We start from the raw sequence: 23844 nt of genomic DNA on the forward strand, positions 1-23844 counted from the left end.
CCAAACTGAATTCCATCTTTATTGTATAATGCCAATCCCCTTTATTTTCTATTCATTCCAACCTTCTATGTAAAACCTTAACCAAATGATGTCAAGGTTCACCACCGTTATAGGTTCAAAATAAAATATATATTCTATTGTTCCCACCAAAGAAGACCGAGTGCAGAAGTAATCGTTAAACCTACGGCCGAGCTAGATGAAGTTACGTTAGCACAAATAGCAGTCCCCGGCGGAACGATGATGCTGCCCGTAAAGTTCTGTGAGAAAGCGCCTGGGGCTAATTGATAATTGTAAAGCGTCGTCCCCCCGCTAATTGCCGCTGTTGAAGATTGAACGGTCATCGCACTTGTAGCCGCGCTTCCGAGATTATTATTTGTTGGTGTCAAGGTTGCAGGAGAGGTTAACGTCCCCCCTTTGACAATTGTAAAGCTTCCAGACATAGCCGATAGCAGAGAAGATCCGCCGATACTGCCGCTTATACGAGATATATATACGGTTTTTCCGCTGCCAGCAGCATTACTAATCCGAATAGAAGTAATTGCAGAAATAAGACTAAGTACGACCAAACTAGACACGGATGTGCTGGTAGAATACAAGACCGCAGCCTTCGAAGCACTTATTTCAGGTGGCGCGCTGATATCCGGAGATTGGAAGGTATTGACCATATCCACATAAAGAGGTTGATCATTGTCGTTAAACACATATTGATTAGGCATGATTATCCCCTCCCAGTTCTAATATTCCCACCAGCTGATAGATGTTGTCGCTGCTGAAGTTCCCGATGCAATCGTGATGGACGTGGTTATGGAATTTCCGGGAGGAACAACGATTTGTCCAGTAAAGTCAACAATGACGGGACCCGCTGCCAGTAATAAAGATACTAGAGTGGCCGGACCTCCCGTAGGGGCAGCAGTCGAGGTTCTGGCCGTCATCACACTGGTTAACGCACTTCCAAAATTAAAATTTATCGGTGTAACGGTGGTTCCGGTGACCGTAGCGTTCCGAAGTAGAGATAACGTAACCGCAGCTGTTGCCGAGCTAGCTGCAACACGGGATACATACAATGTACGTCCGCTGCCTGCCGGATTACTAATCTGAACAACTAACGGTGCAGCAGTCGTTACCGTAGAAGTAAAAGGGATTCCAAACAATAGCCCCGCCTTAGCCGCTCCTCCCTCCGGAGCTGAATCTATACCAGGTGCAACATACGTGTTGACTTGTTCTGTAAAGAGTGGCTGGCTACTCTGATTAAATACTGAATCGTTTGGCATGCGCTATCCTCCCCGTACTTGAGCTTATCTTATTTTATGCCGCTCTAAGTAGCAGGTTGTTTGGGAAGGTGCGTATTTTTGCTTTTGCAGCCCAATCACCTCTTATTTTTCACCATATATTATTATCACCATTCGAATGGCTAAGGATTGTCCCTAACGGTTCGCGGCTTATTGGACTGCGGTTTATTGATGCTCAGGGCTCAAACGACGGTTAGGGTCCTTTTATGGATAGGGTTCCAGAAAACCCGTAGGAGGTGAATGAAATCCATAACGGTCTGGAACTAGAAAAGCGCAGCAAAATAAAACACACAAAAAAACAGGGGAATCGCTCTAGAAATCCGCAACCTTTTCCACCTCCAAATGGTCGAAGAAAGCGCCGTAAGGTCACGATCAGTCCTTTATTTTCCGAGCATCAATTTATCGGATTCCCCGTGTCCAGCTCCATTTCGCCTCTGCCTTGGCAAAAAAGCGGAACTAAAACGATGATCTCTTACGCAGTTATGAACCAAGGAGACCACCCTGTTAGCGTCCGCTTGGAGATTAGTCCGAACAGTCTTGATTCTTTTATAGATTCAGAAGAGATCGTGGCCGCAAAAGAAATGAAGGTGCTAGTGCCAAGCAGATTTTTAAAGTGGACTCGGATATCCGCCTCCACGCAACAGTCAACGGGTTTAGGCAAAATTGATGTATACGTCCAAGCCCAGTCTATAGGTATGAGTTAACAATTTTATAAGAGAGGGACGAGGAATTTTGCCTAACTACAGCTCTTTTCAAGCTAATCCCGATAATCTACGAACGCTTATTTTTGGCCGGGATGCCTCGCTGATTGATCATCCGCTTACTACAGATCCAGGCGGAAATCTAACGACAATTATCCTAGATGGTACGATTTCCAATATACTCGGAGCTACCATCACTGCGGGTACTTTGTCCTCAGCAGGAACAGTTACTAACATTCTTAACGGGACTATCACTAGCGTACTCGGGGCTACCATCACAGCGGGTACCTTGTCTTCCGCAGGAACAGTTACTAACATTCTTAACGGGACTATCACTAGCGTACTCGGGGCTACCATCACAGCGGGTACCTTATCTTCCGCAGGTACGGTTACCAACATTCTTAACGGGACTATTACTAGCGTACTCGGAGCTACCATCACAGCTGGTACTTTGTCCTCCGCAGGAACCATTACTAACATTCTCGATGGCACGATTACCAGCGTGCTCGGAGCTACGATCACGGCTGGTACCTTGTCCTCCGCAGGAACCATTACTAACATTCTCGATGGCACGATTACCAGCGTGCTGGGAGCTACGATCACTGCCGGTACTATTACTAGTGTACTAGGCGCAACCATTACCGCTGGTACTTTGTCCTCAGCAGGAACAGTTACCAATATCCTTAATGGGACCATTACTAGTGTGCTAGGAGCTACAATCACTGCGGGTACCTTGTCTTCCGCAGGTACCATTACTAACATTCTCGATGGCACGATTACCAGCGTGCTCGGAGCTACGATCACTGCCGGTACTATTACTAGTGTACTAGGCGCAACCATTACCGCTGGTACTTTGTCTTCAGCAGGAACAGTTACCAATATCCTTAACGGGACCATTACCAGCGTGCTCGGAGCCACCATTACGGCTGGTACTTTGTCTTCCGCAGGTACGGTCACCAACCTCTTAAACGGGACCATTACCAGCGTGCTCGGAGCTACGATCACAGCTGGTACTTTGTCTTCTGCAGGTACGGTCACCAACCTCTTAAACGGCACCATTACCAGCGTGCTCGGAGCCACCATTACAGCCGGTACACTCAGTAGTGTGACCTCTATTTCACAACGCAGCTTTATCGAACAGACCACGACGGGTATTGCAACTGCTAATGCCTATACTCCTCTGCCAGCAGTGACTACGAGCGTATTGGGGACCTATTCCTTTTTCATCAATAACACTGGAGCTAACCCAGTCAACACACGAGTAGAAATCAGTGCTGACGGAACGAACTATTTCGTCGATACCACAGGAGATAATCCATTAGCAGCAGGTTCTATCGATGTCATAGTTCCGGCAAGATTCCTGAAATATACACGCTTATCCTATCAATCAACGAATGCAGGAGCCGCCTCAACAATCAATGTAAGTTTCAACGCGCAGGGAACGTAATGCAGATGCCCATCATATGTTGTAACGAAAGAGTGCATGGATATCCATGTGCTTTTTCTTTTGATAGCAAAAGCTGATTTCTACTTCTACATATGTAACAAGGAGGAAACAACGTGAACAATATTACGCTTGGCGTCCACCTCATCGTTAACAATGAAGCTGATCTTCTGCCCCACTGTCTCACAAGCGTAGCAGGTGTTGACGAGATTGTGGTCATAGATACAGGCTCTACTGACGAATCCATAGCTATTTCCCAAGCGCACGGGGCTAGAGTATTCCAACGGGAATGGACAGAAAACTTTGCTGCAGCACGTAACGAAGGTCTCGATCAGGCGGATACCGATTGGATTCTAGTCCTTGATGCCGATGAACGCCTGCAAACTCCACTTCCGGAACTCCGCAGCCTCCTGCAAAACACGCAAGCTCAGGCTTTTACAGTACACATTGATAATTGGCTTGGCGTTCGGCCTGAAGATAAGGTAAAGCACAGTGCGGTTCGTTTATTCCGAAATGGACAGGGTTATCGATATAGCGGAAGAATTCATGAAGGAATTGACGCTGCAATCCTTAAATCACATAACATCTCGGCGATTGAGCATAGTGATATTGAGATTGAACACTTCGGATATATGCCGGAAATCATGGCACGAAAAAATAAAATCAAACGCAATGAACAGTTGCTGCGACTCGCTTTAGCCGAACAACCGGAAGATCCTTTTCACTCGTATAATTTAGCAGTCACCTGCTGTCAGGACGGTCGTCTTCTGGAAGCAGAGACATTACTTCGCCAGACCCTTCACCATGTGCCACTTGAAGCTTCCTACCGTCCTACGATGATTAGAGATCTCTGTAAAATTTATCTGGCTCAAGGAAAAACCAATATCATAGATCCCTTGCTGTTGCCTGAATTGGAGCGTTATGAGGATTACCCTGACCTGCATTTTTTATTAGGCCAATCTTTGGAGAGTCAAGGTTTGTTAGAACGTGCTTTTCAAGCTTATCAGCGTGCAGCATCCATTTCTGGAGATCAGGTTAATCAAAAATATGTATCTGAGCAAGGGATGAACACCTTCCGCCCACTTTATCGACTAGGATTAATCTCAGAGCGGCTTGAGCTTCAGGAGGACGCTGCGAGATTCTACCACCGTGCGCTTCAACACCACTCTTTATATAGGCCTGCCTTGCAGGGAATAGCTTCTGCTTTTCAACGCTTAGCTGTAACCGATGAGGAGATTGCCACCTTGCTGATACAACTCGTCCCCCCAACTAATGCTGCCCAACGAGCTGCGATTATTGACAGTTTATTTGCGATAAATGCTAATGAGGCCATCACTAACTTATCCCGAGACACTTTTCCCTTGGAATTAGAGACGGCAAATTGGATGATCTCTTCGCTCATCATTACCGGCAAGCTGGAAGACGCCTATACAACGATAAGACAAATGGCCTCCTTAGCTACGCAAGATAACCATGATTTAGAATATCTGAAAAAGTGGGCTACCCTCTGGGCTATTTGCTCTTGGTCGCTTTTTGGAGAATTCCACAATGACCTGCTAACCTATGTACCAGACGAACTTCGCTTCGGACTGCAATACATTCAGAAGTGCCACCAGCAACAAAAGGTAGATCCCGTCGAAGCAGAGGTAGATCCATTAACATTACATTCCTCATTCATTTCAGATTTGATCGAACAATCAGTAAAACTACACCAGCCCGCGTTAAGCGAAGCTTTGGTAAATTTGTTCCCTACCTTTCGGTCTGAATTAGCCGCAGCATTATATAAAGAAGGGAATAGGAATGCGGCAGGCGAGCATTTTATCAGGTTAGTTAGCGATCAAGCGGCTGATGCGAAGGTTCTTTTTTATATAGGTGAGATGGTCTTTGACAAGGGGCATTACACGGAAGCCAGTGAATGGTTTCAACAAGCGCTGGAGCAAATGCCTGAGCATGAGGCTGCCCGAGTGGGTTTAGCACTCTGTTACCTTCAGCAAGCGAAGCTTAGCATGGAGGATGCTCTGAACAGCTTGGATGCAGCTAACGTCCACGGTCCACTGCAAACGGATATTGGTGCCATCCATAAATCCATCTTTTTACTAAATCGTACACCGTGGCACACACAGTGGAGCTTCCGCCAGAGCGAGGGGAGGGCAGCCAAATGAACATGCCAAGCCAAAAACCTCTGATTTCGCTATGCATGATCGTTAAGAACGAAGCAGATAGCTTAAGCCAATGTTTAAAAAGCGTACGTGGTGTCGCCGATGAGATCATAGTAGTCGACACTGGCTCTACCGACTCCACGCTACAAATTGCTCTAAGCTTTGGAGCTAAAGTTGTTCACCATCCTTGGAATGGCGATTTTGCCGCTGCCCGCAACGCGGGTCTTCAGCAAGCCCACGGACAATGGATTCTCATTCTGGATGGAGATGAGGAACTGGATGCGAAAAGTAAGGGGGAGCTGTTGCTGTGTGCGGAGCATTTGGAGTATGAAGCTTTTTTTCTGCGCATTCATAATCATAAAGGTTTAACCGAAGCTTCACAGACCATTACTGTTAATCCGATTATCCGGCTATTCCGTAACCGCCCGCAGTACCGTTTCAGCGGCATCATCCACGAACAGATTGCAGAAACGATCGTAAAAGCTACACCCAAAGCAGCTATGCATTTAAGCACCGTAGTCATCCATCATTACGGTTATGCAGACGGCGTAGTAGCAAAAAAAGATAAGATCAAACGAAATGTCGGGCTACTCAAGGAACAGCTAAAGTTAAATCCCAATGACCCCTTTCACCATTTCAATATGGCTGTTGAATATATGCGGCTTAGTGAATATCAACCGGCTCTAGAGCATATCAAAAGATCACTTAACGAAGCTCCGCCCGACACAAGTTACGTTCATCTGCTGCACAAATATCAAATCCGCTGCCTGGCAGAATTAAAAGATTTCAACGCGGCGCTGGAAGCTTGCGATTTAGGGATAACCCTACATCCAGATTATCCTGACTTGGCTCATATCAAAGGTGTGCTGCTGTTTCAAATGGGAGCCCTAGCTGAGGCCAAAACAGCATTGCTGCAAGCCTTAGTCATTGGAGAAGCCCCTTCCGGTTACCATACCGAGTCTGGATTCGGATCTTATTTGACATTTTATTTGCTGGGACAGTTATGCGAAGAAATAGGCGATCAGACCGAGGCCTGTGCCTGTTATACCAAAGCTGCTCAGCTTCATCCCGATCCAACGCCCATTATAACCCGACTGATCCGAGCCTTAAAATGTGCTGAGCGCGAAAATGAAATTTCGGGCTGGCTTCACGCTCATCTACCCGAATACACAGCTGCTAAAAGCGGACTTCTCTTAGATTTATTGCAGATTGAGGGATGTGATAAGGCAGCAAAACAGCTGATGAAGACCACAGGGCAGCCCTCATCTAATGACTCGTTATTCAACCCAGCCTATCACCCAGGGCGTTCGGAGCTTTTGTTGGCGGATCGTCTGCTTGCCTCCCTCTCTTCTTCAACCCCCTATTCTCCAGCGGCTAAAAGAGTGCGGCTCGCACTTCCACTGCCCAGAGTTTCAGATTAGGAAGGACGTATTCCTATGACCACACCGGATATTACACTTTGCATGATCATTAAGAACGAGGCAAACCATCTGGAGAAATGCTTATCCTCTGTGTGCGGGCTAGTATCTGAGATTATCATTGCGGATACAGGTTCAGAGGATAACAGTAAAGAAATCGCTCAGAGGTTCGGTGCAAAGATTATCGACATTCCTTGGGAAAATGATTTTACCAAAGCTCGGAATATAAGCCTAGAGTATGCAACTTCTGCTTGGGTTCTGGTGCTGGATGCCGATGAGGCTGTGGATCATTGGAGTGAGAATCTGCTCCAGCCCTTGCTTGGTGCCGAGTATATTCATGGGTATTGGCTGCCCATTATCCACTATGTCGGTGATATACCTGAAGCGGATTTTGTTACAGATCATGTCTGTCGATTATTCAGAAATGACAAAAGAATTATTTTTCGCGGAAGTATTCATGAGGAGATTGCCAGCAGCATTTGGGAGCTTCCAGCGGGGGAGATCGCTTATGCAGATTTGCGTATTTTGCACTACGGATATTTAGAAGATGAATTGATGCGTAAAAATAAATATAACCGCAATTTAGCACTTATCAACAACGGTCTGCGGCTTCAACCAAACCATCTTTTTCTTCGTTATGCGTTAGGGGCAGAGTATTATCAGCAGGGACAATATAAAGAAGCGGCAGAGATCCTCCTTCCGCTGCTCACCTCCACTCCAGCCCCTTCCGGTTATGTCTCAGATATTTACCTTAAGACGGCTTACGCCTTACAACTATGTGGCCGAAAGCAGGAAGCTGAGGAAGTTTTTCGTACGGGGAGCGGTCTTTTTCCCGATTTCACGGATTTATTAGAAAGCTATGCCCTCCTGTTACTGGAACAAGGGAAGCTCAGCTCAGCCAAGCACTACTTGGAGCAAGCACTTCAGAGCGGGAATACAGCACATAAATACCCTTCTTCCTCGGGCAGTGGAACGTATCGAACAGAACTACTAGCCGGGAGAGTGTGTGAGAAGTTATACCAATACCCGGATGCGTGGAGACATTACGAGGCTTCCATACAACATAAGCCTGATTATACCGAAGCGTGGAAAGAATTTGTCCCACTAAGCCTTTTTTCTGGGGAGAAGGTGATGCTACGAGCATTGACCCACAACCATCTGCACTCTTTATCCCCTGATACTTTGAGTTATCTTCTGCCCGCAGCGCTCAATGCCCGCGATCCGGAATGGCAAGCTGAGCTTTCTACAGCCAGCCAGTTACCCTTATCTGTTCAGGTTGCATTGCAGGCGATTCTGGAAATAAACAATCAACCAGAACATCTTCAGACACTCGCACCGCTTGAACAGCTGCTTCATGATCCTTCCCATCTTTCCAACCGATCCTTTGTACTTGGCTACCTGTGGGCTTTCTCTTGCCGTATTGGAGATACTGAGTCTGCCATGCGCTGGCTTGTCTGTCTATTGCCTTACAGACCGGGGATTTTATCGATCCATCATCTTTTAGCGGGGAATTATAGGCTTAAAGCTGATCTTTCGGATCTCAACTATGCAGCACAATTGCTGCTTCAGACTGGTGCTTGGAATAGTTTATTAGCACTTTATCGGCATTCGCAAGGTTCTTCCTTTCAATGGTCCAGTCTGCCGCAGCCTTTACTTTACGGTTTACTCGAAGCCCCCACCTCCATAAAAAAACAATGGTGCTCTATTTATGTCAGCAAGCCTCCTCAATATCAAACGCCTGCGGACTGTACCGAGTGGCAATTATACGCTGCGATAGCCTACTCCTGCGGAGAGGTGCCCATCCTTCATATAGAAGATGAAGCCGCTTTGCGTAGAGTCGGGGGGGCTACCGCAGCCGTGAGCCTCGCTTATTACAAGCTGCAGCTCGCAGCAGAAGTTTATCCGCAAGGGATACCGTCAGCTCATATCTCTTCTGCGCTGCTTCTGAGATCTGCCAGCCGGACTTAGCCGGTTGGCAGGGCAGATGCGGATTTCAATGCTCCTCTTGCCATTCTACCAGATGGGGCTGCTCATCAAGGATAGATTCGTACTGCTCCAGACTACCCCAGCGCCCCTCTGGATCAAGCTCCAGGTAACGCGAGTATTTTCGCCGAAGCTCCTCAGGGGATATCGCCCAACCATAATGTTTCACACGCAGCTCGGTAAGAAAACCCGGCAATACCGAATAAGAGAGCGGAAGCCTTGGCACATGATGATCCATTTTCGGAAAAAAATAATGAAAGGTCGGCAAATAGCGGACTAGTGTACGGGTATGTTTCGTGTGGATATTCCAATGCTCATCTTCACGGTAATGTGTGGTGCCGCCCCAAAAATCAAATAATCGGAAGGATACCCAGTCATACACATCCTGATCGATGAGTCGCCTCATCTCCCGTTTAGCAGACTCTTCATAGAACTCATCGGCGTCCACAGACAGCAGCCAATCCGGATTCGTAGATACCGCCAGCTCCCACAATGTTTGCCGCAGCTCCCATTCACGGTTAAACAAAGAGCTTTGCAGGGTTACGAGCTTCTTAACTTTGGCAAAAGAGAGACATAACTGAGCCGTATTATCTGTACTTCCATCATCCACGATCACAATATCATCCACGAACTCACTTAATTCCTCCAGCACCTGCTCTAAATACCTTCCGGCTTCGTTCCTAACCTGCATTATAGCAGTCAGACGATTGCCAGATGTTTTGCGGAGTGGCCCTCTATGACTACTCATCCTCCACTCTCCTTCTCAATCGTCTTACAGCCTCTTCGAGATCTGCCATCTCTGACAAAAGTGGCCATGCCTGATTGTCTTGCCCTCCCGCATTTAAAAAGCTGCGGATGGCCTCGTGCCGCCTGCCATACAGCAAGTGTATGGTGCCTTCCATGGCTTCATCCACATTTTCTTCCTGCTCATGTTGCAGCACTATTGCCTTTTCCCATTGAAAAGTCCGCACATAATTTTGCACCAGCAACGCTTTTGCCTCGGAAGAAGTTAGCGGACTTAAAATTCTAACCGCCGCTGCCTCATCCTCATTCAGGTGGAACAACTCCGCGCGAACCAGTTCATCCTGCCCGGAATGGAGCCAGCCCTCCATCCTTTCTACTGCTTGCTTCTCCTCTGCGGTAAATGCTGTAATCGCAAATTGGCGGACTGCCGTTTCCAGATTCCCTGTCTTGGCTTCTATTGCAGAAAAAAAACGGAAGTGTGAAATAAGGCAATCCAAATATTCATACAACACCATTAACTCAAAGGATTGCGCCAGATATCGATTCGCTGTGGAGTCCCCAAGCAAATACAAATAAGATGCTGCCAAATAATGTACAACAGGCTGGCTGGGCAACTTGGCGCACATTGAGGTATAATAATCAGCCCTAAGCTGTAGTTGAATCCTAAACCAGTCCGTAGAAAGGAGGGGCTCCTCCTGCCATAAGTTCTCAATCGCCTTACTCCACAACATCTCATAATCTGTCAGAAAATAAATCCGCTCGCGCTGAAATACAACTCCATAGGATTCCTGCTGATCCCCGTCGAGATAAATAACACTCTCCCTGCACAAGCTCTGCTCCAGATAGATCCGTTCTGACCGGGTTCCTACTAGATCAGCCTTTGCTCCAAGCAAGCCGCTGTATTTATCCCATAAGACCTTATTTTCTTCTTCCGGACAGCGCTCTAACAAAGCCACTATATACCCTGCTTGCAAAGAAAGAACCTCGGGCAGCCAATAAGGAGAGGAGACCAGAAATGTGTACTCCCTCGCCTTGAGAGTATGAATATCCGCGATCATTACCGGCTTGATCTGGCTGTTAATCTGCTGCTCAAGAGTCATTCTTCCGGCAAAACAAACCTCTTCCCGCTCGGGAAGAAGATCCAACAGTCTTTTATATTCGTATTCCTCCCAGGAGCCTCTGCTCAGAATTAAATATTTCATGAGTGCGCCTCCCTGCCCCTGCTGCTATCTGCCTTCTTCCCCTGCGGTTCGGACAAATCCCCCACATAACCTATAGTTAGTGAAGCTTCAGGGTGAAGCTGCAATTGGTGCGAAGTGGACGCCTTACAGGTAATCACTCCAGGCACATTCCCGCCTTTATGAGCAACTCGCTCTAGCGGAAAAACAATTCCCGAAGGGTCTCCCTTAAGCAAATGCCCCACCTCTTCGTCCATATCCGTAGATAAACTAACGATCAGATCCGCGGAACCTTGGGTGATCGCTTTCACTACCCGTTCAACGTAATATTTCTCATACCTGATAGAGTCTGATAAATACACAGTTATCTCACTCTCAAATAATGCAGATGCATTCTTCAAAGCCCGCAGCCAAGCCTCTTGACCACGAACTGTAATCACTACATCCTGTTCATTTACTGGCAAGCCGGAAGCTGTGTTCATCCAGCTGTCCTTGATCCAGATCCAGCGAATATTCTTGTAGCTCTGCTGCTCCTGTGTAGCTGCCCATTCCTGCGGAAGATGGTCCCCATTCCCATCCTCTTCACAATAAACAATCGCCGTCACTAATGGCGTTGCCAAGGTTGCCTTACCGAGTGGAATAACAGGTTGTGTTGATTGTAAGAATCCATTCTGCGGTACAAGATGTTCTTCGTCTTCTAAGACATCTTCCAGCGCCCATTTTGTACTGTACGCCCGCCAGCCATCCGCAAGTGTTGGTCCGTTCAGCCTACTCTGGCCTCTATCAAGTGAATGTATAGCATGGACATACACAGCATCACTTAGCGCCAGCTTAGCTCCAGACTGCCGCGCTCGAAGACACCAATCGGCAATCATAAGAGGCCGCGCATGAAGCGAGGTGTCCAACCCTCCAATACGCTGAAGCAGCTCTTTAGAGAACAGGAGGCAAGAACCCGTTAGTACATCCATCTCTCGCCATTCTCCTTGGTGCCGGCTAAGACTATAGCTCACATGCGCAGCAAACTCATCATAGGTGCCGAAGTGAAGACGTTTCTTCCCTTCCCCTCTTTCGGTTGAAGAGCGAGGGGCAACCACCTTAATAGAAGCGTCATCAAAAGGAACCCACAATAGCTCATTTAGCCAGCCAGACGATACCATGGTCGAATCTTCAAGTAAAACCGCGAAACTGGTTTCGATCTGTGCCAGAGCCTGGTTAGGCATGTACTCCTCTTTCTCATAAGGAACAAAGAGAATCGACTGCTCCTGTGAGAACTGTCCGGCTAATGTATCCATAGAAAAATCAGGAGTCATTGCCACAGCAATAATGCGCACAGACTCTCCAGAATGGAGCAGCAGCAAGGGTAAGCAAGCCGCGGCACAATCCGGGCGGCTTAGCTCAACTACAAGGGTGATCCCATCTATACTCGGCAGTGGAAGTAGTCCCGTGCGTTCCAAGAACCCATACCTTCCCGCCAAGCGTTCCACATTCAGAGATTCTTGCGACATTAGGATTCACGCTCCATTTATTAAAGCTGTTCTACCTATAGTCTATGAGCGCTGAAGCGTGATATCCCCTTAATTTCCTCCGCCCGCTCCTTTATCTTCTTCCGTATGGTCTGCACCCGTACTCGCGGGATCAGTTGCCGCTGGAGACGGGTTGTTATCTTTCTGACTGTTGCTGGAGGTATCCTTACCCTGATCCACTGCTCCACTCTTATCCCCACCTACAGCTGGAGCAGGAATAGCAATTCCCGGAGCACTGCTGCCGTTCGCCCCCACAGGTTGACCTTGATTATCGTAGTAATACATAGGTACATCTCCAACAACCATCAGATAAGACACAGGAATTTCTGTATCCACTACCTGCGGCTCCATATCAAAAGGAATGACGACTGCAACCTCTGTCACAATATGAATATATACCTCGACCAGAATCATATTGATCCCAGCGTTTTGCTGGCGAGTACTGAGTTCAACCTTAACCGCACCTTGTGGTTCAATCTTGATCGGAATATCGGGTCCATAAGAAGCGATAAGGGGACTGCCCAGCGCCTGCCCCAGCGGAATATATTCTGTTCGATTATGCAATTCCTGCAGCGTAGACTGAATGACCTGTGCCGCTTGCGAAGTAATACGCATATGCTCCGCGTAGTTGAGCATGAACCCTGATATTTTCCCGTTCTTATCCGTCTTCCAATCAATTAGCTCTTCCGCATTCCCTCCATTCGCAACCTGAGAGGTAATCGCCTTATTAATCGATTCCGTAGCGATTTGCTTCACACGTATTTGTGCTAAATGCAGGATGGGCGGCTTCATATGCAGCTCCACATAGCGAAGTGACTGCAGCACCAGCACAAGTATTACTAAAGATGCTATCAGCCAAAATTTGCGTCGGCTTCTTGGCTTATGTGTTTTTCCGCCTGCAACCGTTACCTTACTCTCTGGCCGGCTGGATAACCTAAAGCGGCCTTTGCTACGTTTGGCTTCAAAGCGCGTACGCTGCGGCCTAACCGCTGCCCGGCTGGGTTTTGACTTGAATGCGGAGCTTCTTGCTGAGAATCTCCGATTCGTGTCCCCATTTATTTTTGGCAGCCGAAAATGGCCTAGATCAGGTATTCTCAGCCTTCGGTTCCCCCATTTTTTCAATCTGCCCATTGCAATAGTCCCTCCCGCCTTACGCAGAGGTCAAGCCACCTCCACTTAATTTAAGGTATTCGCTAAGAGGACAAAAAAGAAGAACGTTCCCTCCGGCAAACTACGCCTGAAGAAACGTTCTTCATCCTTTAGATCATGAACTGGGAATATGATATTAGTGCATTCTGCTCCGCTTATCCTCCTGCAAATGGTCCCAATGACGCCGAATAAAGATGCCAATGAGAATAGCAATAAACACCGCATACCAGGTAAGATAACCATTCCATTCTTCACGCGGAACAATTAAAGTTGATCCAATCGTACCGAATAACCATATATAAGATAAATTACCAAGCACGGTTCCCCATATAAAGGATGAGGCTTTAATCGGTGAAACAGCAGACATGAAATTGATTACATTGTTCGGAATAATCGGAATCGTACGCAATAGTACCAGCGTCCAAATCCCGTATCGATCCAAGTAACGTTGCCATTTATCATAGCGCTTCAGTTTGGTTCTCCATTTTCGGTCAAACCAGTTATACAGATATCTCCGAATAAGAAAATACATCAGTATTCCGCCTAGATTGCAGGCCAGCCAACTGATCAGCATGCCTCCAATTACGTTAAAAACAGAGACATGCAGCACGATCAAAATTACGAATGGAAAAAATCCTAATATACTCTGCAAAAGTGCGAGCGGGATGGTCACGAATAAAATAGATGGCCCGCTAAGGCCCAGCGTTTGCAGCAGCCAATCAATCCAGGTATTTATGGTCTCTGTCATGAAGCAGTCTCCTCTCTTGACTCCTTGCAGCAGCTGCCTCCTGATTTACTTTGACAAAGCATAAGTCTAAGTGTGTAAACTAGGTATCCATTCTTATTGAAATATAAGCACAGTACATTAAGAGCTTGTAATACTTTGCTTATATTCCCAAGAAAAACACCCCTTACGGGGTGTTTTATTGAATGAGCTTGCTTATGAAGTGTAATGTGTAAAGAACAGTAGTTAGCGTACAAGTTACATTTTTGTTTCCATTTATTCTTCACATCATAACACAGTTTTTAATTTACTTACAATTCTATACCTGCAACCCAAGCATTCACTTTATCCGGATTGCTCTCAACCCAAGTTTTAGCGGCTTCTTCTGGTGACTTACCACCCTGAACCTCAATCATTACTTTAGCCATATCTTCCGCTGTCCATTCGAATTGATCCAGGAATTTGTAGACATTCGGCATGTCATCTTTCAGACCTTGGCGGACCATCGTGTGGATCTGTTCATCCGCACCATAAACCCCTTTTGGATCTTCCAGATACTTCAGATCCATATTGGCGAACATCCAGTGTGGTGTCCAACCTGTAACAACGATTGGCTCGTTGTTGTCATAAGCCTTTTGCAGTTCCTGAGCCATCGCTGCGGATGAGCTTTCAAGAAGTGTGTAATCGCTAAGATCATATTCCGCAATAGCCTTTTCTGTGGTTGTCATAATGCCAGCACCTGGCTCAATGCCGATAATGCGATTGTTCAGCTTTGCTGCCATATCACTGTTCTTCAAGTCTTCAATAGAATTAATATCCATATAGGCTGGAACAGCCAAGCCAACCTTAGTTCCGTTTAGATTCGCACCCAAATCTTCAATTTTTGCACCATACTTTTCTAGATAAGCCGCATGGGTGCTTGGCAGCCAAGCTGCAACCATTCCATCCGCACTACCGTCTGCAACCCCAGCCCACATTGGGCCAGCATCTACCTGCAGCATTTCAACGGTAGCTCCAAGCTTAGTTTCAAGTACTTCCTTTACTACATAAGTACTCGCAATTTCCGAATCCCATGCTACATATGCTAATTTTACCTTCTCTTTACTTGATGAAGAACATCCAGCAATAACAGCAATCATCATAATAACTAACAGGAATACCCCTATATTTTTCTTCTTCATTTATTTAAAACTCCTATCTTTGTTTTGGTTTTAGTGCGTTCTGTGTCAAACGGTCCAGCAGAATGGCAATAATAACGATCGCAATCCCTGCTTCGAATCCGTCTCCTGTCTTAGCCTGTGATACCGCACGGTATACATAGGCACCCACGCCCTGTGCACCAATCATCGATGAGATAACAACCATTGACAGTGACAACATAATTGTCTGGTTCACACCTGCCATAATTGTTGGTAAAGCGATTGGAAGCTGCAATTTAACTAATTTCTGAGTAGGTGTCGATCCGAAAGCATCTGCTGCCTCTACCAGTTCCTCCGAAACCTGACGAATTCCGAGATTGGTCAAGCGAATCGTTGGCGGAATTGCAAAAATAATCGAAGCTATAACCCCTGGAACTACGCCCAGTGAGAAAAAGGATACCGCTGGCAATAAATATACAAAAGCCGGCATCGTCTGCATAAAGTCCAAAATAGGCGTAACTATATTTCTAACGGTATTTCTCTGCGCACATAAAATACCAATCGGCACACCAATTACTACAGCCAATATCGAGGCGGTTAGAACAAGGGCCAAGGACTGCATAGAAGGTCCCCATAATCCAAGATTATCAATCAGAAGCAGCCCAATGACCGCAAATAGTGCCATGCGCCATTTACCGATCCAATAAGACAAAGCTGCAATAATCACGATAAGTACTAGTGCTGGCAGGAAGGTAAGTGCATTTTCAATGCCAGCCACCATACCACCGATAATCGAATGGATGAAGTCAAACAGGGGCCCACAATAAGTCGTCAGCCAATTTTCCAACCACTCGAGTGCCTTTCCCAAAGGCAGTTTAGGAATGTCCATTATAATCCTCCTTCCGGTACCGCGTTGCCGGCGAGTGCGGAAAGAACGGCTCCTTTAATCACAATACCCTTCAATTTATCCGCTTCATCTACGACGGCTACAGGCAAATGTGTCTCAGATATTAATTCAAAGAAATCATTGAGTAGCGTTTCCGGTTGTACACGTGGGATTTCTCTCCGCGTTACTTCCAGAATAGATTTATTATCATTCAGTGCCTTAAGGGCATCCTCAGCTGTAATAACACCCAGAAGCTTATTTTCCTTGTCCACTACATACAGACTGAATATACCACTGTCACGCATTAATTGAAGCGCTACCCGAGGCCCGCGTTCAGGTCTGACTGTTTCCGGCTGACGCATTACATGAGCTGCAGTCAACACCTTGGACAAGTCCACATCCTCCACGAATCGCTCTACATATTTATTGGCAGGTTGGATGAGGATTTCTTCCGGTGTACCAATTTGCACAATGACTCCGTCCTTCATCAGTGCGATCCGATCTCCAATCCGCAAAGCTTCGTCTAGATCATGAGTGATGAACACGATGGTTTTCTTCACTCTGGCCTGTAATTCCAGCAGCTCTTGCTGCATGTCTTTACGAATAAGCGGATCCAGTGCACTAAATGCCTCATCCATAAGCAGGATATCCGGGTCGTTGGCAAGGCCCCGTGCCAGTCCAACACGCTGCTGCATCCCTCCACTGAGTTGATCAGGACGATGATTCTCCCAACCTTTCAGACCTACCAGATGCAAAGCTTCCGTTGCCAGTTCAGTTCTTTTCTTTTTATCTACGCCCTGAACTTCAAGTCCGTATGCTGCATTCTCCAGTACGCTTCGATGTGGAAATAATGCGAACTTCTGAAACACCATACCGATGTTCTTCCGTCTGAATTGGCGCAGCTGCTCCGGATTCATTTTCACAACATCTTTCCCTTTAAAAAGAACTTGCCCCCCTGTAGGCTCAATCAAGCGGTTCAACAAACGAACCAGCGTCGACTTACCGCTGCCGGACAAACCCATAATGACGAATATTTCTCCTTCTTCAATGCTGAATTCGGCTTTGTTGACTCCGACTGTCAACTTCAATTCCTGAGCAATTTTTTCCTTCGACATCCCTTGCTCTAATAAAGGAATCGCGCGTCCCGCATCATGACCGAATACTTTGGTTAGTTGTTTCACCTCTATAATAGCCATGCCGTCCTCCTTCTCCCGAAATGTTATCCGGGTTTAGTTCACTTATAGTAGTTTACCGGACTATTGAAAATTCATGCAAACACCATATACGGATAAAATTTAGTGTACAGTTTTAACTTTACGAACTTTATGTATGGAATACTCTGTTTTACGCCAAATTCCTTTCTTCATGAATTCTTTACTTATGGAGGGGGATTTGATTACAATACATTGTATAAGGTTGCAGTCTATCGACCTATTCCTCAGGAGGGACATCATGAACGATTTAGAAGGGCTTACGCCCGAACAAATAGAGAAGATTAGTAAAGCCCGTGAACGTGTGATCGATTCTATCGGCAAAAACATGGATCTGTATGGCATTACCTTGTCTATTGGACATTTATACGGTTATATGTACTTCAATCAAGGTCCAGTGACACTGGATGAGCTCAGCAAAACAATGGGAATGAGTAAAACGTCCATGAGTACGGGAGTCCGTACCCTTCTAGATCTGAAAATGATCGACAAAGTATGGGGGAGAGGGACGCGCAAAGACTTGTTCACCACTGTGCCTGACTGGCATCAGAACTTCAGTGATTACTTCTCTATTAAATGGAGAAAAGCCGTCGAAGGTAATATGATCTCACTAGCGAAATCACTTGCAGAAATTAACGATATGAAAAAAGAGTATAGTGACGATAGTAAACTTATGCAGCTCTTAAATACAGATGAAGAAAAAATAACTGAATCCATTAACTACTACCGCTGGTTGCTGAAACTAATAGAATCTTTTGAGAGTGGCAAAATTTTTGAATTTATCCCTAAAGAAACTTAAATCTAACCCACAAAAAACACACACAAAAAAACGACAGTGCTCCTGTAAAAAGGAAAACACTGCCGTTTTTTTCGTTTACCCTTCGATCAAGCTTACATCATCCAAATAAATTGTACTGCCCGCGCTAATTTCACTATTCGTCTCCGAACCGTTCCCATCTATAAGCCCTAGCAAAAACACCAGATGAACACCTGCGTCTGTTGCCCCATTCATCGTAAATGTGTAGCTGTATTCGTCCATATTTTGGGTCAAGGCTACAAGCTCAGCTTCCATATATTTGGTGTAATCCCCGCCTTTATGCTCCACAGCTACCTGAATATTGCGGTTTACTGTAGAACGAGCTTTAAACTTCAAGGTGTACGTTTTTCCCTGAACAAGTTTCAGATTTTCGTAATCCACCTGTGCGCTAAAAGGGGCTTGCCCGGTACCTGTTAAGTTGATAGCAAATTCCCCCTCTTGAACAGAGGCAGATCCGATTCCGTCAAAGTACTGGCTCCAGCCCGTTGCATCTACATCGAAGGTTCCATTATCCAGCGTACCGCTTGGCGGTATTACTGGTGGACCCCCTTGTACCTCCCTGACCACAATATCGTCAAAAGAAATCGTATGCGGCGTACTGTTAGCCGCAGGATCAGCGCCCAGCGTTTTGCCGATCAGATAATTAAGCTTCAGCGGATTGCTGTTCGACACCGTAAATTGTGCTGAATAAGTAGCCCAATCCGCACGAATATCAAACTTAGCTTGTGCGGAAGCAGCTGAAGTATTGGAGTATTCTAACACAATTTGCCGCGGAACCGTTGATTTCGCCTTGAAGCTCACCTCATACGTTTTTCCGCCCTCCAGTGGAATACCCTCTTGGAAAAATTGTGTATGCCACGCTTCCCATCCGGCCGACGTAATCAGGATTTCAGCTACGCCATCCTTCACATTAAACGCGGAGACGCCACCTTCTCCGGACCAGGTAGTCCAGCCCGTCTTATCGCTGCCAAACGAACCATTGATGACTAGATTGTTATCATTAGCTAGAATAGTCTGCGTGACAGTTGCAGTAACATAATGTTCAGCCTCAACAGTAATGGCATAACTTCCTTCGGCCGGAAATACTGCTGCTTCGATTGTGATTTTTCCCGGTTCAATAGTGTACTGCTCTGCATTAAGTGTTGTACCGTTAACCTTTACCGCCATGATTTGATTCCGCCAATTTGCATTGTCGATAAAAGTAAGCTCAATCGGCTGCGAAACTCTGTTATTGCTGCTGTCGCTTAGCAGCTCCTGCGGTTTGGCCGGTGCATTTTTGATCTCAAATTTCACATTGTCAATGATAATATCATGGTTTTGAGGAATACTAATCCCCTCAACCTTCCCAAGCAGGAATTTTAGAGACAATGTATCCTTGCTTCCTTGCCGGAATTCGAATCTGTAATGATTCGTCTCCGGCGTTACCTCCACGATATTGCTGAACGAGGCCTGATACGTACCATTTTCTACGTTCACCCCGATTTTGCGGATTACGGTTGAACTGGCGTCAAATTCAACCACATAATCCATTCCAGCAGCAGCTTTCAAGTTGTTCTGAAACAACATTACAGAATACGCCTGACTGCCGGTATTCGTAATGCTAAATTTCGCTGCTCCATCTGCAACCGTAGCGCTGCTCTGACCACCCTGCTCTGTCAACAGGCGGTCCCAGGCGCTAAACCCAAAGTTAAATTCACCATTCAAGAGTGGGTAGTATATTAGCGATGGATCAAAATAGAAGCTAGTACGTTGCATCTGGAAATTATCCAGAATGACTGTATCCGCAGCACCGTTTAACAGTAATACGAATTGTCCTTCATGATCGGTTGCACCTGCAAGATTGATAAAGGTAGCTTTAATTTTTTGCTCACCTTCGCTTAAGTTAACCGGTTGTTCTGCCTGTACACTGCCGTCTTTCCCTAGTAGTTGAACCGTTCCTGTGCGTGCAGAGGAGACTGAAGCATTGAACGTAACCTCATAGTCCTGCCCTTGAATGAGCTGAATTCCCTTCTGAAGTAACCGAACCTCACCATTTTCACTGCCGCCAATCTGCAGCTTTAACTGGCCATTGTCATTAACGCTTGATTCTACCATGGCACCACCAGTTGCTTCCGTATGCCAATAACTCATCCGATTGGGTTCCCCAATATCGAAAGTACCATTGTACAGATGATTACCGTTGGCCAGCGGTTCCTTCACACTATCATGCGGGAATTGAATATTCTCAATCTCTTCTAATCTGACATTACCAAACCATACCGGTGAAGTATTGGTACCCACGTTGAACTCGACGCGTGCAGCAATATCTGAGTTTTCCTTCATTTGAAACATCGTCTCGTAATGGGTCATCGCTGAAGTTAGATCTACCTTAAGCGATGGAGAATACGCTGCAAATCCACGAGATTCTCCACCTGTTAACCGGACGCTCATACTGCGGGACATATCGGTTTTGGCATCGAAGCTGAGTTTATAGAACCTGCCTTTAGCTATAGATACGATAGCTTGGGGTTGAATCGAATAAAAATTGCCGCCACCACTGCTGATATCTACCTTCACATAATTGCGCTCCCCAATAGGAACGGTAGAAACCGTAGCTTCAGCCCCTGCTTCTTTATAAAGTACCCAATGTGCGGTATTCGGGATTCCCATACCGTCATCCCCCGGCACCTGCTCCGAATAATTGTTGTTATAGACCATGTTGCCGTCTGCCAGTGCAAGCTTGGAGCCTTCTGGATAGGCTTCCTTCTCCAGTGTAACTGGAATAGGCTCGCGGTACTCACGACCTGTCAGCTCATAGACTCTAACGTAATCGATCTCCATCGATTTTGGAAATACGGTTTCGCTAGTCGGATCACCATCAAAGTTACCGCCTACGGCCAGATTCATCAGCAAGTGGAACTTCTGATTAAACGGCGCTGGATACACATTATTGGCAGGCTGCCCATTGCTGATGCTATACCAGTCATTTTTGGTCGAATATAATTCACCATCCACATACCAGCGAATTTCGCCCGGCTCCCACTCAATAGAGTACGTATGGAACTGCTCAATCGTAGCGTTATCCGGAAATACATACTCTTTGCCGGAGTATACATTGTTCGGCGCCATACCGCCGTAATGAATCGTCCCCGCTACCGTATTTGGACGACTGCCCCAGCCTTCCATAATATCAAGCTCACCGGAAGCAGCCCAAGTCCCGTACACATCGTTCTCCGGCAGCATCCAGATCGCCGGCCAGTACCCTTTTCCAGTAGGTGCTTTGGCCCGAATTTCAAATTTGCCATATTTTTTACTAAACAACCCTTTAGTCTTAATCCGTGTAGAAGTATATTGTTTGCCAGCTTTTTCTTCTTTGTGGGCCGTAATGATCAGGTTACCGTCCTGTTCCTTTACATTCTTCTCATCGTTGGTATACCACTGCTTCTCATTGTTTCCCCAACCTGGATTGTTGTATTGCGAACCATCTCCAAGGTCATAGGTCCACTTTGTAGCATCAATATCTCCATCATCAAACTCATCCCCCCACACCAGTGTCCACGGATCAGTGGTCGGTGTTGGTGTGGCTGTTGGTGTCGGTGAGGCTGTTGGTGTTGGTGTTGGTGTGGCTGTTGGCGTTGGTGTTGGTGTTGGTGTTGGTGTTGGTGTTGGTGTGGCTGTTGGTGTCGGTGTTGGTGTTTCGGTTGGTGTTGGCGTCGCTGTTGGTGTCGGTGTTTCGGTTGGTGTTGGCGTTGCTGTTGGTGTCGGTGTTTCGGTTGGTGTTGGCGTTGCTGTTGGTGTCGGTGTTTCGGTTGGTGTTGGCGTTGCTGTTGGTGTCGGTGTTTCGGTTGGTGTTGGCGTTGCTGTAGGTGCCGCCGTTGCTTCAGGTGTGGCGCTTGGCGTCGTTATTGGACCTACATTCCCCGAACTGCTTGGCGCTGAGCTTGCTATTGGCAATGTTGTTTTGCCAGTGTTTCCTTTTTTTAATGCTACACCGCCAATCGTCACTCCATCGGCTTTGTTATCTATTGTGGTTACGCTTCCGCTGCCTTGAATTGCTGTAGCTCCAGCGCTCGCAGATAGGATTAGTGCCGCCACTTGTGAATTGTTCTCCAATGTTAAATGGGTCGGACTTCCCAGAGTAAGGCTGCCGACAGTTCCAAGGATTCTTAACAAAGAACCGCTGACTGCTGAGTCTGCCGAACGAACCGCTCCAAATGTTCCGCGAAGCGAAATATTGTGAGGAACGACATCCATCTCAACATCCCCAAACCCTGCCCCGGTAAGATCGCTGCTTTCTTCCAAGATTGACCCAGATAGCAGCTGCACAGTACCCACAGCTGTCGACCCGCTGGCATAAATCCGAACCTTACCATTAGGCTTGGCTACTTGAAGCAGTCCAAGAGAAGTATGGTGTAAGCCGATACTTTGCTCGCCGCCTCCCCGTACAAAAGTAGTCCCTGTTACCTTTACACCTTCAAGCTTTGCATTCCCTTCAGCTATCCCCTCGGTTAGATAAAGATTACCTTGGATGACCGTGTCTTTAAGAATCACATCAGCCCGATTAATGACTACATTGCCCTTTACTGTTCCTAGTGAAGTCTCTCCTGATTTCAGGAGGAGTCCCGAAACCATTCGATCAGCCAACTGAGCTAACTCTGCACGGGTGATCCCACCATCAGGCTTAAACAAACCTCCAGGATAACCTTTTACATAACCTGCACTCGATAGAACGGCTATTGCTTTTGCGGTTTCATCGCTGACTCCGTTCAGATCGGTGAATGCTGTTGTACTGCTTTTGTCTGCATTGAAACGAAACACTTTCTCCAATGCTAACGCTGCCTCCGCGCGCGAAAGTGCTTTTGAAGGATAAATATTGTTCTTCTGATCACTGCTTAAATAACCAGCTGCAATCCCTTTGGCTATATCATTTTTATACCAGTCTGTGGTCTGGACATCAGCGGGAACCTTATCCGATTGCTCCTGATAATTAAATATACGATTCATAATAGCTGCGAATTCTGCCTTCGTGACTTCCTTACCCGGACGAAACGACCCGTCGTCATATCCGCTTATGATCCCATTTGTGCTCCAACGCTGTAATGGGCCTGCGGCCCAATGATTTGGAGATACATCGGTAAACGCTTTCAATCCATTGATTGGTTCATTTTCCACTTTCGTTGCCGCTGAATCAGGTGAGTTTTCCTTTAACGCCTCTGCCGCTGAAGCATTCATGCTCCCAACCGGTGATAGCAGCCCGGTGACAAGGAGCATAGCAGCAAGTGCTGCTGTGAAATTCCTTTTCATCCTAAACATCACTCCTCGAATTTCGTAATATTCGTAATTCAAGCGAAAAATCGAAATCGGTTTCGACAATGCTATTGTTGCTTAGTTTTCTATTTTTGTAAAGATGTAATTTTGAATTTTTTTACATAGATTATTTTGGAGTAAATCTGCATAGTGAAATATATATTTGACTTGTTTCGGCAATAATAATAGACTG

General features: G+C 46.4%; 17 protein-coding genes. 6 read left to right on the forward strand and 11 right to left on the reverse strand.

Going from position 1 to position 23844, the window contains the following annotated elements:
* Nucleotides 1-134 precede the first annotated feature (134 nt).
* A complete protein-coding gene (locus NYE35_RS26445; RefSeq protein ID WP_339210744.1) occupies nt 135-716 on the reverse strand; it encodes a hypothetical protein in 582 nt (193 codons plus the stop codon).
* Between the two features lie 18 nt (nt 717-734).
* A complete protein-coding gene (locus NYE35_RS26450) occupies nt 735-1271 on the reverse strand; it encodes a hypothetical protein (protein ID WP_076128012.1) in 537 nt (178 codons plus the stop codon).
* A gap of 254 nt (nt 1272-1525) precedes the next feature.
* On the opposite strand from NYE35_RS26450, the gene NYE35_RS26455 reads away from it, so the two are divergent.
* The 5 genes from NYE35_RS26455 to NYE35_RS26475 all read left to right on the forward strand — a co-directional run bounded on the left by NYE35_RS26455 (nt 1526) and on the right by NYE35_RS26475 (nt 8979).
* Nucleotides 1526-1993 (forward strand): DUF6385 domain-containing protein, encoded by a 468-nt coding sequence (locus tag NYE35_RS26455; RefSeq protein ID WP_143766103.1) that lies wholly within the window; start codon nt 1526-1528, stop codon nt 1991-1993.
* 28 nt (nt 1994-2021) lie between these two features.
* Nucleotides 2022-3437, forward strand: a complete 1416-nt coding sequence (locus NYE35_RS26460; protein ID WP_339203878.1) for a DUF6385 domain-containing protein — start codon at nt 2022-2024, stop codon at nt 3435-3437.
* A gap of 113 nt (nt 3438-3550) precedes the next feature.
* Complete coding sequence (locus NYE35_RS26465; RefSeq protein ID WP_076272737.1) at nt 3551-5596, forward strand: glycosyltransferase; 2046 nt, start codon at nt 3551-3553, stop codon at nt 5594-5596.
* Complete coding sequence (locus NYE35_RS26470; protein WP_052097304.1) at nt 5593-7014, forward strand: tetratricopeptide repeat-containing glycosyltransferase family 2 protein; 1422 nt, start codon at nt 5593-5595, stop codon at nt 7012-7014. The genes NYE35_RS26465 and NYE35_RS26470 overlap by 4 nt, the downstream gene beginning before the upstream one ends.
* A gap of 15 nt (nt 7015-7029) precedes the next feature.
* On the forward strand, nt 7030-8979 hold the full coding sequence (locus tag NYE35_RS26475) for a tetratricopeptide repeat-containing glycosyltransferase family 2 protein (protein WP_076272736.1): 1950 nt from the start codon (nt 7030-7032) through the stop codon (nt 8977-8979).
* Between the two features lie 25 nt (nt 8980-9004).
* On the opposite strand, the gene NYE35_RS26480 is transcribed toward NYE35_RS26475, so the two are convergent.
* The 8 genes from NYE35_RS26480 to NYE35_RS26515 form a co-directional block, all read right to left on the reverse strand.
* Entirely contained in the window at nt 9005-9742 is a 738-nt protein-coding gene (locus NYE35_RS26480) for a glycosyltransferase (protein ID WP_038573220.1), read from the reverse strand.
* Complete coding sequence (locus tag NYE35_RS26485; protein ID WP_038573221.1) at nt 9735-10940, reverse strand: hypothetical protein; 1206 nt, start codon at nt 10938-10940, stop codon at nt 9735-9737. Before NYE35_RS26485 ends, NYE35_RS26480 begins: the two co-directional genes overlap by 8 nt.
* A complete protein-coding gene (locus NYE35_RS26490) occupies nt 10937-12421 on the reverse strand; it encodes a hypothetical protein (protein ID WP_038573222.1) in 1485 nt (494 codons plus the stop codon). Before NYE35_RS26490 ends, NYE35_RS26485 begins: the two co-directional genes overlap by 4 nt.
* 69 nt (nt 12422-12490) lie before the next feature.
* Entirely contained in the window at nt 12491-13570 is a 1080-nt protein-coding gene (gene yunB, locus NYE35_RS26495) for a sporulation protein YunB (protein WP_076141798.1), read from the reverse strand.
* A 154-nt stretch (nt 13571-13724) separates the two neighbouring features.
* The gene (locus NYE35_RS26500; protein WP_036685356.1) at nt 13725-14336 is read right to left on the reverse strand and encodes a TVP38/TMEM64 family protein; all 612 of its coding nucleotides are present in this window, start codon (nt 14334-14336) and stop codon (nt 13725-13727) included.
* A gap of 287 nt (nt 14337-14623) precedes the next feature.
* Entirely contained in the window at nt 14624-15493 is an 870-nt protein-coding gene (locus NYE35_RS26505) for a glycine betaine ABC transporter substrate-binding protein (RefSeq protein WP_038573223.1), read from the reverse strand.
* A gap of 13 nt (nt 15494-15506) precedes the next feature.
* Nucleotides 15507-16340 carry an ABC transporter permease gene (locus NYE35_RS26510; protein ID WP_036685360.1) on the reverse strand — a complete coding sequence of 278 codons (834 nt, stop codon included), beginning with the start codon at nt 16338-16340 and terminating at the stop codon, nt 15507-15509.
* Entirely contained in the window at nt 16340-17533 is a 1194-nt protein-coding gene (locus NYE35_RS26515) for a quaternary amine ABC transporter ATP-binding protein (protein ID WP_036685362.1), read from the reverse strand. The genes NYE35_RS26510 and NYE35_RS26515 overlap by 1 nt, the downstream gene beginning before the upstream one ends.
* A gap of 256 nt (nt 17534-17789) precedes the next feature.
* Here NYE35_RS26515 and NYE35_RS26520 point away from each other — a divergent pair, with 256 nt between their 5' ends.
* Nucleotides 17790-18347: a GbsR/MarR family transcriptional regulator gene (locus NYE35_RS26520; RefSeq protein ID WP_036685364.1), complete on the forward strand. Its 558-nt coding sequence runs from the start codon at nt 17790-17792 to the stop codon at nt 18345-18347.
* Between the two features lie 75 nt (nt 18348-18422).
* Here NYE35_RS26520 and NYE35_RS26525 read toward each other — a convergent pair whose 3' ends face one another.
* The gene (locus NYE35_RS26525; protein WP_341122254.1) at nt 18423-23648 is read right to left on the reverse strand and encodes a carbohydrate binding domain-containing protein; all 5226 of its coding nucleotides are present in this window, start codon (nt 23646-23648) and stop codon (nt 18423-18425) included.
* Nucleotides 23649-23844: the final 196 nt, after the last annotated feature.

It is taken from the genome of Paenibacillus sp. FSL L8-0494, assembly GCF_038003695.1.
Taxonomy (GTDB): domain Bacteria; phylum Bacillota; class Bacilli; order Paenibacillales; family Paenibacillaceae; genus Paenibacillus_AQ; species Paenibacillus_AQ odorifer.

Excerpts from the sequence above, each read along its gene's own strand:
- NYE35_RS26445 (WP_339210744.1), bottom strand. The coding sequence starts at position 716 with ATGCCTAATCAATATGTGTTTAACGACAATGATCAACCTCTTTATGTG.
- NYE35_RS26450 (WP_076128012.1), bottom strand. The coding sequence starts at position 1,271 with ATGCCAAACGATTCAGTATTTAATCAGAGTAGCCAGCCACTCTTTACA.
- NYE35_RS26470 (WP_052097304.1), top strand. The coding sequence starts at position 5,593 with ATGAACATGCCAAGCCAAAAACCTCTGATTTCGCTATGCATGATCGTT.
- NYE35_RS26475 (WP_076272736.1), top strand. The coding sequence starts at position 7,030 with ATGACCACACCGGATATTACACTTTGCATGATCATTAAGAACGAGGCA.
- NYE35_RS26480 (WP_038573220.1), bottom strand. The coding sequence starts at position 9,742 with ATGAGTAGTCATAGAGGGCCACTCCGCAAAACATCTGGCAATCGTCTG.
- NYE35_RS26485 (WP_038573221.1), bottom strand. The coding sequence starts at position 10,940 with ATGAAATATTTAATTCTGAGCAGAGGCTCCTGGGAGGAATACGAATAT.
- NYE35_RS26490 (WP_038573222.1), bottom strand. The coding sequence starts at position 12,421 with ATGTCGCAAGAATCTCTGAATGTGGAACGCTTGGCGGGAAGGTATGGG.
- yunB (WP_076141798.1), bottom strand. The coding sequence starts at position 13,570 with ATGGGCAGATTGAAAAAATGGGGGAACCGAAGGCTGAGAATACCTGAT.
- NYE35_RS26500 (WP_036685356.1), bottom strand. The coding sequence starts at position 14,336 with ATGACAGAGACCATAAATACCTGGATTGATTGGCTGCTGCAAACGCTG.
- NYE35_RS26505 (WP_038573223.1), bottom strand. The coding sequence starts at position 15,493 with ATGAAGAAGAAAAATATAGGGGTATTCCTGTTAGTTATTATGATGATT.
- NYE35_RS26510 (WP_036685360.1), bottom strand. The coding sequence starts at position 16,340 with ATGGACATTCCTAAACTGCCTTTGGGAAAGGCACTCGAGTGGTTGGAA.
- NYE35_RS26515 (WP_036685362.1), bottom strand. The coding sequence starts at position 17,533 with ATGGCTATTATAGAGGTGAAACAACTAACCAAAGTATTCGGTCATGAT.
- NYE35_RS26520 (WP_036685364.1), top strand. The coding sequence starts at position 17,790 with ATGAACGATTTAGAAGGGCTTACGCCCGAACAAATAGAGAAGATTAGT.
- NYE35_RS26525 (WP_341122254.1), bottom strand. The coding sequence starts at position 23,648 with ATGAAAAGGAATTTCACAGCAGCACTTGCTGCTATGCTCCTTGTCACC.